The following is a 12448-nucleotide window of genomic DNA, read 5'->3' as shown; positions in this document are numbered from 1 at the left end:
GCCAATAACTATTATTGGATGGAGTTTGCAGGAGATATCGACATGGCAATCAGTGCAGATTTAGGTGCGACGCTCGAAAAGGTCGTGAACGATCTCGTCGAAAACGGGCGGTACAATTCCAAGAGCGAAGTTTTGCGTGAGGGCGTGCGGCTGGTGCAGGAGCGTGAGGCGCGATTGCGAGAACTGGGTGCAGCGCTAGCGGCGGGACAAGCGGATATTGATGCTGGTAGAACCAAGCCGATCGAGGAAGTTTTCGAGCGCCTTATCGCCAAGTATGAATCCATGGCGAAGGTGAGTGGCTGATGCATGTAACCGTCTCTCACCTTGCCGAAGCGGACATTGAGACGATTACGGACTTCATCGCGGCAGATAACCCGATACGCGCGCTCTCATTTGCCAAGGAGCTTTTGAAGGCGTGCCTAGACTTAGCCGACATACCTTTCCGTTTCGCACAGCTAGAGGATTACGAGGCCCTTGGATACCGAAGGCGTATCTATGAGAGATACTCAATCATTTATCAGGTCAATGGCGCAGAAGTCGTAATCGTCCGCATCATTTCCAGTGCAATGGATGTGGATATTGCACTTGGGCAAAATTGACCGCTGACTAAGCTTTCCGACGCGCCTGAAACACCATCGCGGCGATCAGGAGCACCACCATCGCCAGCGAGATCAGGGCGTTATAGCCGGCGAGGGAAATGCCGAGGAAGCGGAACTGGACGACGTCGCAGCCGATGACGGGCGTCATGTTGTTGAGCTGATCAAAGCTCATGGGGCCGCCAACGCCCGTGCAGGCCGTGGGGCCGGGCCAGAAACGCCATTCGACGCCAGCATGGTAGGCGCCCATATAGGTGCCCCAGGCAAAGATCGCGGTGGCGATGGCCATGGCAGTATACCAGACAGGCAGCGGCAGGCGGTTCCAGAGGATGAAAATGAGCGCGAGAAGCGGCAGGCCCCAGTAGTAGGCGAGGCGCTGTTCGAGGCAGAGCTCGCAGGGCTGCAGGCCCCCGATATATTGGCTGCCAAGGGCGCCCAGAATGGTCGCGAAGCCGAGAAAGAATGCTGCGCCGGTGGCGAGTTTGTCGAGGGGGCGGGAGGCCAGAGTTGCCATGAAAATTCTCAAGTGACGCTTGGAGTGGGTGCGATAGCTCCGCTTTACGGCAAAAACCAGCGGAGCACGGGGACGTGATCAGCTCTTCGGTGGAATACCAAGCTTGGCCGCCAGCGCCATGGCATTTGCCGGCGCATGCAGTTTGTCCTCGTGGACGAAATAGGCATAGGTGTCTATGCCCCCATTGCGCCAGCCGGTGATGGTTTTGGCGAGATCTTCGATGTCGGCGTCATCGTAGCCAGTGGCGTCCGGCCGGGCTGGACCTTGCAGGCGGCAATAGGCGAAATCGGCGGTCAGGTCACGGCTTGGATTGTCGATCGTATCGGCGATGACGCGGGCGACGTTGTGTTCGCGCAGCAGCGCATCGACCTCTGGCGTGTGAAAGCTCGGATGGCGCATTTCCACGGCGTGCCGGAAATCAGTGAGGCCATTGGCCTCAAGATAGGGCGAGGCCTTGGCACCGTCGGCTTTGCTCGCCAAGGCGAGATAACTCTCGATGTCGCGGGGCAGAGCGGCAAGGAATGGTGAAAAGCTCGTGGGATCGTAGCTGAGATTGGGCGGCAATTGCCAGATGAAGGGGCCGAGGCGATCGCCCAGGGCCAGCGGGCCGGAGGCGAAGAAGCCGGCGAGCGCTTCGGTCACATTCTTGAGCCGCTTGATATGGGTCACAAGCTGCGGACCCTTGACCGAGAACTGAAACCCTTCAGGCGTCTCGGCGGCCCATTTCGCAAAACTTTCGGGCTTCTGGTTGCCGCGGAAGGTGGCGTTGATCTCGATGCTGGTCAGATGCCGGCTGGCATAGTTGAGTTCTTTTTTCTGCACGAGCCCTTCGGGAAAGAAGGTGCCGCGCCAGGGCGCAAAGACCCAGCCTGCCGTGCCTGTGCGGATCGTTCCCGTCTTGCTCATGTGCACTCCCCTTTTCCCCGAGCTTGGCTGAGAGCGATGTGATTGGCAATCTCGGCTTGTGATCGGGGATGGTCAGGATCTGGTAATGCTTTTTTGCCTTATTGGTCCTTATGGTGAACGAAGTCTTTCGGGGGCCGGATTGCGCGTGAATAAGCTTTTGTCGACTGCCGCCTTCGCCTTGCTGGCCAATTCCGCTTTGGCATGCGAGAGCCTCGACATGATGCCCGGCGGGACGATCGTCGAAGTGACCGATGGCGACACGGTGGTTCTGAACGATGGGCGCAAGGTGCGGCTGATCGGGACGCAGGCGCCAAAACTACCGCTCGGCCGGGAAGGTTTTGAGACCTGGCCGCTGGCGCCCGAAGCGCAAAAGGTGCTGTCCGATCTTTCGCTCAACAAGCCCGCTCGGCTCGGTTTTGGTGGCGAACGCATCGACCGCTATGACCGCGCGCTGGCGCATCTCTTCGTCGAGACGGCATATGGGGAAATCTGGGCGCAGCTTTTCATGGTCGAACAGGGCTTGGCGCGGGTCTATTCGTTCCCCGACAATCGCGCCTGTCTCGATCAGCTTTTTGCCGCCGAGGCGCGGGCGCGCACGGAGCGGCTTGGCATTTGGAGCAATCCCTATTACAGCGTGCGGGCGGCGGACCGACCGGACGAGTTGCTGAATCGGGTTGGACATTATGAGCTGGTGGAAGGCAGGGTTTTCCTCGCCGACCGGTCTGGCTCTCGTGTCTACCTCAATTTTGGCCGCTTCTGGAAAGAAGACTTCACCGCTGTGATCGAGGCTCCAGCCCTACGCCTTTTCGAGGCGGATGGCATGGATCCGACAGTGCTTGAGGGGGCGCTGGTTCGCATTAGAGGATGGGTGGACGATCGGGATGGTCCACGCATCGAAATCACCCATCCCGAGCAGATCGAGGTTTTGGCGACGCGATGACGGCGCTTTCTCTATCCAAGTCACTGCGCCTCGGCGCCCTAGCTTTGTCCGTCCTGGCTGTCGCGTCGTGCTCGTCGCTGACCGGGAAGTCTGTCGCCGTCACCAAGACCGGCGACAATCCCGCACCCATGGTGGTGCCGGAAGGCACGGAGCCCGATGATGTCGTCATCGGACGCCGCGAGCATCCGCGGATCATCGCCGCCTATGGCGGGGTATATTCCGATCGCGAAGCCGAAATCATGGTGGCGCGGATCGTCGGGCGCCTTTTGGCGGCGGCCAATCAGCCCAATGCGCAGTTCCAGGTGACGATTCTCGACACGTCCGAGGTCAATGCCTTCGCACTGCCGGGCGGCTATATCTATGTGACGCGCGGGATTTTGGCCCTGGCTTCGGATACGAGCGAGTTGGCCGCGGTTCTGGCGCATGAAATTGCGCACGTGACGCTGCGCCATGCGCGTGCGCGCACCGACAAGACACGGACGACGCAGATCGTCGATCGCGTCATCACCGGGATTTTTGGTGGCGACACATCGACGGATGCGACGGCGAACCGGACGCGAGAATCGCTGGCGGCCTTTGGTCAGCAGCAGGAACTTGAAGCGGATCGCGAAGGCATCAAGTTTGCCGGCAAGGCGGGCTTTGATCCGCAGGCCGCGGCGCGCTTCCTTGGCGTGATGAGCCGGTTTGCGACATTCTCGGCCGGCGAAAATGCGGGCAACAATGGGTTCCTCTCGTCGCACCCCTCGACGCCGCAGCGTATTCAGAAGGCTATGGAAACGGCCCAGCAGATGTTTGGGACGGCGCCGGTCGGTGAGACCGATCGCGCAGGCTATATGGCTGCGATCTCCGGGCTCGCCTTTGGCGACAGTCCATCGCAGGGCTCGATTGTCGGTAATCGGTTTATCCAGTCGGGCTCGAAATTTACCTTCACCGTGCCGCAGGGTTATACGCTGCAGACGGCGCAGAGCGCGGTGGTTGGCGTTGCCGGCGATGGCGAGGCCGTGCGCTTCGATAGTGCCGATGTGCAGCCCAACATGCCGCTGACGGATTATCTGAAGTCAGGCTGGATCGCCGGGCTCAAGTCCGAGACGGTCACCTCGCATACCTATAACGGGATCGAGATGGCTTCGGGCCTGGCGCAGACGGAACAGTGGTTCTTCCGCGTCGCCGTGATGCGGCTCGATGGGGCGGTCTATCGCTTCATCTTTGCTGCAAAGGCCGATAGCCAGCGTTTTGCCGCCGGGGCCGATGCGACGATCAAGAGCTTCCGTCGTGCCGAAGCCGGCGATCTCAACCAGATCCGCAAGCTCTCGATGCGCGTGGTGACGGCCAAGGCCGGCGATACGGCAGACAAGCTCGCCGCGCAGATGTCGGGCGTTCCGGGTGGACGCGACCTCTTCTACATCCTCAACAATCTTTATCCGGGCGATCCGGTCAAGGTTGGCGAGCGGTATAAGGTCGTGGGGCCGAACTAGGCCTTATTAGAGCAAATCACAGAGAGCCGCGATGAGCGGTTCGTCGGCGGGCGGCATGGGGTAATCCCGTAGCGCCTGCGGGCGGACCCATTTGAGCGCCTTGTGCTCAGTGGTCTGTGGCGTGCCCTGCCAGCGGCGGCAAACATAGAGCGGCATCAGGAGATGCATGTGCTCATAGGAATGGCTGGCAAAAGAGAGGGGCGCGAGACAGGCTTCCTTGGTCTCGACGGCCAATTCCTCACGCAGTTCGCGGATGAGCGCGGCCTCAGGCGTTTCGCCTTGCTCGACCTTGCCACCGGGAAATTCCCACATGCCGGCCATATGCTTGCCTTCGGGGCGCTGTGCGATGAGGACGCGGCGGTCAGCGTCGACGAGAGCGCAGGCGACGACCAGCAGGATGGGCTTGGCTTCACTCACTTGACCGCTCCTGGGATGCGATAGGTGTAATCGTATTGGTGGGTAAAGCCGAGCTTTTGGTAGAGCGCCTGGGCGCCGGAATTGTCGGCCTGGACATTGAGGGCGGCGGTTTTTGCGCCCTTGGCTTTGGCCCAGTTCAGGCCAGTCTGCATCATGGCGGCGGCAAGGCCCTGGCGACGGCGGGTGGGGTCGGTAACGACATTACCGGTGATGACGATGTCATTGGAAATCGCCATGAGGCCGGAGGCGACGGGCTCGCCATCGCGATAAACGACGATGCCGGTCGCGGGGACGGCCATGACGCCAAGAAGGGCTTTCATGCCGGCAATTGTTGTCTCGCTATGGCCCTGCAGCTTTTGCTGGGCAGACAGAAAAGCGGGATCGAGGAGCGGCAGGAGCTTTGCCTCGCTGTCCGGCTCATGATCGCCGAGAGGCATCGCGTAAAGGTGCGAAAGGTCGATCGTGTTCCAGCCGGCGTCGTCGAGCGCTTCGTTGAGTGCGGGGGCTGAGAGCGGTGTGATCCGGAAGACCGGTTTGACGCCGCGCACGACGAGCCAGGAGCTGGCGCCGATGATGCGATCTTCGACATCGGCGTCGTCATTGGGGTCAAAGCACTGCACGGAATTGGCGCGCTTGGTGTAGCCGCCGGCGGTGCGGCGCACCCAATTGCCATCCCACTTCACCTCGATGCCGGGCCAGGCTTCTAGGCCGGCGCGTTCGAAGGTTTCGACGGAGGGGAGGGGGGATTGGGTCATGATTTTCTTCGTTTCTCGCCAAACCCACCGGCTGTCATCCCGGCAAAGGCCGGGGTGACATCGTGTTGGTGTCGGCAGTGGGCTCTTACCCTCAGCTTTTATCGTCGCTGAAAATCAGCTCCGATAATCGCCGTTGATGGTGATGTAGCCGTGGGTGAGGTCGCAGGTGTAGACGGTAGCCGAGCCGGTGCCGAGGCCGAGGGAGACGGTAACTTCGAGCTCTTCGCCTTTCATATAGGCGGAGGTGGCTGCTTCGTCATAGACCGCGGCGCGTTCGCCGTTTTCAGCGACGAGCAGGTCGCCGAAGCGGATGGCGAGGCGGTCGCGATCGGCGGGTTCGCCGGCCTTGCCCACGGCCATGACGACGCGGCCCCAATTGGCGTCTTCGCCGGCAATGGCGGTTTTGACAAGCGGGCTATCGGCAATGGACTTGGCGATGCGGAAGGCTGAGGCGTCGTCGGTGGCGCCTTCGACATTGACGGCGACCTGCTTGGTGGCGCCTTCGCCATCACGGACGGTGAGAATGGCGAGTTCAAAGAGAACATCGAAAAGCGCTTCGCCAAAGATTTCGGCGCGCGGATCGTCAATGCTCGTGATCGGATCGAGCTTGGCCTTGCCGGTGGCAAAAGCGAGGAGCGTGTCCGAGGTCGAGGTGTCGCTATCGACGGTGATCGAATTAAAGCTCTTCTGGACGTGCTTGGAGAGCAGCGCCTGCAGCACCGGGGCGGCGATCGGCATGTCGGTGACGACAAAGGAGAGCATGGTGGCCATATCGGGCGCGATCATGCCCGAGCCCTTGGCGATGCCATTGATCTTGACCTCGACCCCGTCGATGTCGAGCACGGCGCCCGAGAGTTTGGGGAACGTGTCGGTGGTCATGATGGCCTTGGCCGGCTCGATCCATGGGGTCTGGGTGAGGCGCGTCGCGGCTTCATCGAGCACGCCGGCAAACTTGGCGGCAGGGAGAGGCTCGCCGATGACGCCGGTCGAGGCCAGAAAAATCTCATTGGTCGAGCAGCCGAGCGCCTTGGCGGCATAGTCGGCCGTGAGCTGAACGCTTTCCTTGCCCTTAGCGCCGGTAAAGGCATTGGCATTGCCCGAATTGACGACGAGGCCACGGGCCTTGCCACCAGGCAGGTTGGCGCGGCACCAGTCGACGGCAGCCGAGGAACATTTCGAGCGGGTCAGAACACCGGCAGCCGTCGTGCCTTCGTCGAAGGTCATCAGCAGGACGTCGGTGCGGTTCTTGTACTTGATGCCGGCTTCGGCGGTGGCGAAGCGCACGCCATCGATTGCCGGCAGGTCCGGATAGGATTTCGGGGCAAGCGGGGAAACCGGATGGGCAGCCATGGCAAAACCTTGAGCGGTAAAATGACCGTCCCGGTTTGCCCGATTAGTATGACGGGTGCAAGGCTTGGTGGGTTTTAGGGGTGAGGGAGCGTTGGGGGCCTATTGATAGATCCCCCTCATCCGCCCTGCGGGCAGCTTCTCCCCGAGGGGGAGAAGAATAAAAGGTGGCCCACCTTTTCCCCTCCCTCTCGGGGAGAGGTGGCCCGGCGCAGCCGAGTCGGTGAGGGGGAAGCTTTGCGGACTTACGCCGCTACTCTCTTCTTGCCGGCAATGAAGGCGCCGAAACGGGTGGTGATGAAGGGGACGATGAAGAAAACGATGGTCGTCGCCATGAAGGGCACGAGGATCATGCTGCGCTGCCAGAATTCCCAGCCGGGGGTGAAGGTGGCAACGATGGTCGCGTAGACGACAACCACGGGATAAACCGCAAATGTCATCAGAAAGGCCATGCGGGCACGAGCGGAAAAGGACATAGGAACCTCTATCGAAACGGTACGTTCCGTTAAATAATGAAACGAGCCGTTTCGTTCAAGTCTTTTCTTTGAGATTATTTCGGCCCATATAGAAGCCATGACCAGCACGGCTGAACCAGACGAAAACACCAGGCGATCGATCGGGGCGCGGCGTAATCCGGCGAGCCAGGAAGCGATCCTCGATGCGGCGCAGGAAATCCTCAACGAAGAGGGGATTGCCGGTTTTTCCATCGAGGCCGTGGCACGGCGTGCGCGCGCGGGCAAGCCGACGATTTATCGTTGGTGGCCCAATCGCACGCTGCTGATGCTCGATGTCTATCAGCGGTTCAAGAATGCGCGGGGCTTTCCCGATACGGGGTCGGTGCGCGGCGACCTGATATCGCTCCTTGAAAATCACCTGCTCGGCTTCTGGAAGGATAGTCTTTGCGGCACGGTCTACCGCGCCATCATCGCCGAGGCGCAGAACGATGCCGATGCGGCCGCTGCGCTCTTTGCCTATCAGACGGAGCGCAAGAAAACGACGGCGGTGATCATCGAGCGGGCCAAGGCGCGGGGCGAGTTGGCTCCGGAGGTCAATGGCGAATTGATCATCGACATGATCATCTCCTTTGCCTGGCACCAATTGCTGATCAACCGGCTCGAAGAGGCGATGGGCTCGATCGAGGGCGTCGTCGACGGCATGCTCATGGGCTGCGCGGGCTATAACCCAGCCTGACAATTGCCCAAACAAAAAGGCCACCCGGTCGAAACCGAGTGGCCAAAATTGCAAAAACTCAAAAACTACTGCTGAGCGGCTTCGCCTTCGGCGGGCGCGGCGGCAGCGGCGTCCTGGGCGTCCATGGCGGCCTTGAGTTCCGGGTCGGTGACATCGACGGTGACGCCGTTCATCAGTTCTGCGACCTTTTCATTGAAGACGCGCATCAGAACCTGCTGCTGGAGCTGCGGCGCGACCTGTTCAAAGGCCGGAGGCTGGCTTTCGCGCTTTTCTTCGAGCTTGATGATGTGGAAGCCGAACTGGGACTGGACCGGCGCCGAGATATCGCCGGGATTTGCGAGGGCAAAGGCAGCTGTTTCAAATTCGGGGACCATCATGCCCTTGGAAAAGAAGCCGAGGTCGCCGCCATTGGCGCCTGAACCTGGATCGATCGACTTTTCCTTGGCGATGGTGGCGAAATCGGCGCCGCCCTTGAGTTCGGTCTCGATGGCGTCGGCTTCTTCCTTGGTCTCGACCAGGATGTGGGCCGCGTGAATTTCTTCCTGCGGCTGGAATTGGGCGACGTATTTGTCGTATTCGGCGCGAACCTGCTCTTCGGTGACGCCGGCAGCGATGGCATCGGCGAAATAGGCGCGGCGGAGCGCACGGTCCTTGAGATATTCAAGGCGCTGGGCAAAAAGCGGGGTCTGGTCCATGCCGGCAGTCTTTGCAGCACCGGCCATGACCTTCATGTCGATGAGGACGCGAAGGAGAAAGGCGCGGCGTTCGGATGCCGGCATCTGCGCGATGTCCTGGGCCAGGTCTTCGGCGGCAAAGTTGAGATCGGCCTCGGTGATCTCGTCATCGCCAACCTTGGCGACGACAGTTTCCGGCGCGACTGGGGCAGGTGCCTCGGCGGTGGGAGCGGCCGGTGCGGCAGCATCCTGAGCGAAGGCGCCCAGCGTCGGCGCAGCGCCAATGAGAGCGGCAAGGCAAAGGGTGCGCATCAGGCGCGAGGAAAACTTCATCATGAACGTCCTGGATCTCCTGGGCCGGCCAGCGGGCCGGGCATGATCAATCGGGGCAGCGGGGCCCAAAGCGCGCCTTGCCTCACATAACAAGGGGGCCAAATTGTGCCGCTTTCCGGTCGGTTTGGGCTGGTGCCGAGGCACCAGCGGGGCCGGGCGAGAAAGGTGTGGCCCATTTCGCCAACATTGACAAGACAGGACCCCACTCTTACATCTCAGCCGCTTTTTCAAAGCGTGGAGCAGGGGCCGTTTGTCGCTGCTTTCCACGGATCAATCCACACGGGGAGCCAAAAGGGCCTCCCAGAGTTGTGACGAGGCGAGATGGGCCGATGGCGCCCTTGGTTCATTCGCCTGAATGAACTAGGTCTTTGTTCCGAACGTTTTCAAAATGGAAGAGTGGGATCCACTTTTTCTGAAAGCGCTCCGGCGCAAGCTGCCCGCCCCTTTCGCCACGCCACAAAAATTGAAGGATGAACACCCATGGCTCTCGCTTCGCTCGCCCGGCGGATTTTCGGATCGCCGTCGGATCGGCAGGTCAAGCGCTATCAGGGCAAGGTGGCTGCGATCAACGCGCTCGAGCCCGAACTGGCCAAACTGAGCGACGATGAACTGCGCGCCCGCACCGAAGAATTCAAGGCGCAACTGGCTCAGGGGGCTGACCTCGAAGCCCTGGTCGTGCCAGCTTTTGCCACCGTCCGAGAAGCCTCCAAGCGCGTGCTCGGCATGCGCCACTTCGACGTGCAGCTCATCGGCGGCATGGTGCTCAACGACCGCGCCATTGCTGAAATGCGCACCGGCGAAGGCAAGACCCTCGTCGCGACGCTTGCGGTTTATCTCAATGCCCTGACCGGAAAGGGCGTTCACGTCGTGACGGTCAACGACTATCTCGCCCGCCGCGACGCGAGCTGGATGGGTCAGATCTACAATTTCCTCGGGCTCTCCTATGGCATCATCGTCCATGGCCTGACCGACCAGCAGCGTCGCGAAAGCTACGCCGCCGACATCACCTACGGCACCAATAACGAATTCGGCTTCGACTATCTGCGCGACAACATGAAATATGCGCGTAACCAGATGGTGCAGCGTGGGCACGCGTTTGCCATCGTCGACGAAGTCGACTCCATTCTCGTCGACGAAGCGCGTACGCCGCTGATCATTTCGGGTCCCTCCGAAGATCGGTCCGAGCTTTACATCAAGATCAATGCGCTGATGCCGATCATCGGTGAAGGCGATTTCGAGCTCGATGAAAAGCATCGCGCTGCGACCTTTACCGATCAGGGCGTCGAAAAGCTCGAAGCGGCGCTGGCCGAAGCGGGACTGCTCAAGAGCGAGTCCATGTATGACGTCGAGAACGTCGCGCTCGTGCACCATGCCAATTCGGCACTGCGCGCACACAAGCTGTTCCGCAAGGACAAGGACTATATCACCCGCGATACGCCGGAAGGCGGCGAGGTGGTGATCATCGACGAATTCTCCGGCCGCATGATGCCGGGTCGCCGTTATTCCGAGGGCCTCCATCAGGCGCTGGAAGCCAAGGAAGGCGTCAAGATCCAGTCGGAAAATCAGACGCTCGCCTCGATCACCTTCCAGAATTATTTCCGCCTTTACGAGAAGCTAGCCGGCATGACCGGTACGGCCTCGACGGAAGCGGAAGAATTCGCCGACATCTATAATCTTGGCGTCGTCACCATCCCGACCAATCTGTCGGTGCAGCGTATCGACGAAGACGATGCGATCTATCGCACGGCAGCAGAAAAGTTCGATGCCATTGCCGACCTGATCAAGGAATGCCAGGAGCGCGGCCAGCCGGTGCTTGTCGGCACGACCTCCATTGAGAAGTCGGAAATGCTTGCTGACATTCTTCGCAAGAAGAACGTTGGCAAGATGAACGTGCTCAATGCCCGTCACCACGAGCAGGAAGCCTTTATCGTCGCCGATGCGGGCCTTCCTGGTGCGATCACCATCGCGACGAACATGGCGGGCCGTGGTACCGATATTCAGCTCGGCGGCAATCTCGAAATGCGCATCGAGCGCGAGGCCGGCGAGCTTGAAGGCGAAGCACGCGAAGCCAAGATCACAGAGATCAAAGCAACGATCGCCGAAGAGAAGGCCAAGTCGCTGGCGGCTGGTGGCCTCATGGTGATCGGCACCGAGCGGCATGAAAGCCGCCGTATAGACAATCAGCTCCGCGGCCGTTCGGGCCGTCAGGGTGACCCCGGCCATTCGAAGTTCTATCTGTCGCTTCAGGACGACCTGATGCGCATTTTCCCAGTGGATTCTATGGATTCCATGCTGGGCAAGCTTGGGCTCGAACAGGGCGAGAGCATTACCCACCCATGGGTGACCAAGGCCATCGAACGCGCCCAGGGCAAGGTCGAAAGCCGCAACTTCGATATCCGCAAGAACATCCTCAAATACGACGACGTGATGAACGATCAGCGCAAGGTGATCTTCGAACAGCGTCTCGAATTTATGGATGCCGAAGACGTCAGCGACACCGTCACCGAAATGCGCCATGACGTGGTCGACAATATCGTCGCCAAGTCCATTCCGCCGCGCGCTTATCCCGAGCAGTGGAATGCCGAGCAGCTACAGGCTGACGCCAAGACCTATCTCAACGTCGATGCGCCGATCAGCGAATGGGCCAAGGAAGAGGGCATCGAGGCGGAAACCGTCGAGACCCGCATTCGCGACGCTGCCGATGCCGTTATCGCGGCCAAGAACGAGGCCTATGGCGAGGTGATGCGCCAGGTGGAGAAATCCGTCCTGCTGCAGTCGATCGATGGCCTGTGGCGCGAGCACCTCGTGCTCCTTGACCACCTCTCCAAGGTCGTTGGCTGGCGCGGTATCGCCCAGCGCGATCCGCTAACCGAATATAAGCAGGAAGCTTATGAGCTCTTCCAAGGCCTGCTTTCGGGCCTGCGCGAGCAGGTCACGCAGCAGATGAGCCATATCCAAATCCAGATGCGTCAGCCCGAGCCGCCGCCGATGCTTGATCTGACCAAGCTCGAAGAGACCCATATCGACCCGACGACCGGGGAGAATGATGCGGTGGGCGATGATTCCGACGTCGGCGCACTGCCGCCGCTCGATCCGAAACTGCTCGTCGGCCTCTCGCGCAATGCGCCTTGCCCTTGTGGTTCGGGCAAAAAGGTCAAGCACTGCCACGGCGCGTTTGTCTGAGGTTTTTTGGGTTTTTGAAGTTTGGGGCTCCGGAGATTTTCGGGGCCCTTTTTTGTTTTTCGTAATGGCTGTCACCCCGGCGCAGGCCGGGGCCCATCCTGATGATTTGGCCCAAGT

Annotated in this window: 13 protein-coding genes; 6 read left to right on the top strand and 7 right to left on the bottom strand. The window is 60.5% G+C overall.

The window, feature by feature from the left end; translation table 11 throughout:
* Window positions 1–42 precede the first annotated feature (42 nt).
* A complete protein-coding gene (locus tag ASG47_RS07785) occupies window positions 43–303 on the top strand; it encodes a type II toxin-antitoxin system ParD family antitoxin (protein WP_061908827.1) in 261 nt (86 codons plus the stop codon).
* Window positions 303–599: a type II toxin-antitoxin system RelE/ParE family toxin gene (locus tag ASG47_RS07780; RefSeq protein WP_061908181.1), complete on the top strand. Its 297-nt coding sequence runs from the start codon at window positions 303–305 to the stop codon at window positions 597–599. Before ASG47_RS07785 ends, ASG47_RS07780 begins: the two co-directional genes overlap by 1 nt.
* 7 nt (window positions 600–606) lie before the next feature.
* On the opposite strand, the gene ASG47_RS07775 is transcribed toward ASG47_RS07780, so the two are convergent.
* Together ASG47_RS07775 and ASG47_RS07770 are read right to left on the bottom strand one after the other, a co-directional pair.
* Window positions 607–1110 (bottom strand): disulfide bond formation protein B, encoded by a 504-nt coding sequence (locus ASG47_RS07775; protein ID WP_061908180.1) that lies wholly within the window; start codon window positions 1108–1110, stop codon window positions 607–609.
* Window positions 1111–1188: 78 nt separating this feature from the next.
* Window positions 1189–2016: a DUF72 domain-containing protein gene (locus ASG47_RS07770; protein ID WP_061908179.1), complete on the bottom strand. Its 828-nt coding sequence runs from the start codon at window positions 2014–2016 to the stop codon at window positions 1189–1191.
* Window positions 2017–2161: 145 nt separating this feature from the next.
* Between ASG47_RS07770 and ASG47_RS07765 the strand changes: the two genes are divergently transcribed.
* Together ASG47_RS07765 and ASG47_RS07760 are read left to right on the top strand one after the other, a co-directional pair.
* Entirely contained in the window at window positions 2162–2956 is a 795-nt protein-coding gene (locus ASG47_RS07765) for a thermonuclease family protein (protein ID WP_244487058.1), read from the top strand.
* On the top strand, window positions 2953–4431 hold the full coding sequence (locus tag ASG47_RS07760; protein ID WP_061908178.1) for a M48 family metalloprotease: 1479 nt from the start codon (window positions 2953–2955) through the stop codon (window positions 4429–4431). The genes ASG47_RS07765 and ASG47_RS07760 overlap by 4 nt, the downstream gene beginning before the upstream one ends.
* 6 nt (window positions 4432–4437) lie before the next feature.
* On the opposite strand, the gene mutT is transcribed toward ASG47_RS07760, so the two are convergent.
* The 4 genes from mutT to ASG47_RS07740 all read right to left on the bottom strand — a co-directional run bounded on the left by mutT (window position 4438) and on the right by ASG47_RS07740 (window position 7426).
* On the bottom strand, window positions 4438–4848 hold the full coding sequence (mutT, locus tag ASG47_RS07755) for an 8-oxo-dGTP diphosphatase MutT (RefSeq protein ID WP_061908177.1): 411 nt from the start codon (window positions 4846–4848) through the stop codon (window positions 4438–4440).
* Complete coding sequence (locus ASG47_RS07750) at window positions 4845–5603, bottom strand: GNAT family N-acetyltransferase (protein WP_061908176.1); 759 nt, start codon at window positions 5601–5603, stop codon at window positions 4845–4847. Before ASG47_RS07750 ends, mutT begins: the two co-directional genes overlap by 4 nt.
* Before the next feature lie 114 nt (window positions 5604–5717).
* A complete protein-coding gene (gene argJ, locus ASG47_RS07745) occupies window positions 5718–6953 on the bottom strand; it encodes a bifunctional glutamate N-acetyltransferase/amino-acid acetyltransferase ArgJ (RefSeq protein ID WP_061908175.1) in 1236 nt (411 codons plus the stop codon).
* A gap of 242 nt (window positions 6954–7195) precedes the next feature.
* Window positions 7196–7426 (bottom strand): hypothetical protein, encoded by a 231-nt coding sequence (locus ASG47_RS07740; protein ID WP_061908174.1) that lies wholly within the window; start codon window positions 7424–7426, stop codon window positions 7196–7198.
* Between the two features lie 97 nt (window positions 7427–7523).
* Between ASG47_RS07740 and ASG47_RS07735 the strand changes: the two genes are divergently transcribed.
* A complete protein-coding gene (locus ASG47_RS07735; RefSeq protein WP_061908173.1) occupies window positions 7524–8141 on the top strand; it encodes a TetR/AcrR family transcriptional regulator in 618 nt (205 codons plus the stop codon).
* A 65-nt stretch (window positions 8142–8206) separates the two neighbouring features.
* On the opposite strand, the gene ASG47_RS07730 is transcribed toward ASG47_RS07735, so the two are convergent.
* Window positions 8207–9151: a peptidylprolyl isomerase gene (locus ASG47_RS07730; RefSeq protein ID WP_244487057.1), complete on the bottom strand. Its 945-nt coding sequence runs from the start codon at window positions 9149–9151 to the stop codon at window positions 8207–8209.
* Window positions 9152–9628: 477 nt separating this feature from the next.
* On the opposite strand from ASG47_RS07730, the gene secA reads away from it, so the two are divergent.
* A complete protein-coding gene (gene secA, locus ASG47_RS07725; RefSeq protein WP_061908172.1) occupies window positions 9629–12331 on the top strand; it encodes a preprotein translocase subunit SecA in 2703 nt (900 codons plus the stop codon).
* Window positions 12332–12448: the final 117 nt, after the last annotated feature.

Origin of the sequence: Devosia sp. Leaf420 (assembly GCF_001425445.1) — a bacterium.
GTDB lineage: Bacteria > Pseudomonadota > Alphaproteobacteria > Rhizobiales > Devosiaceae > Devosia.
The sequence above is the reverse complement of the archived record's forward strand: the minus strand, read 5'-3'. Positions and strand labels throughout refer to the sequence as shown.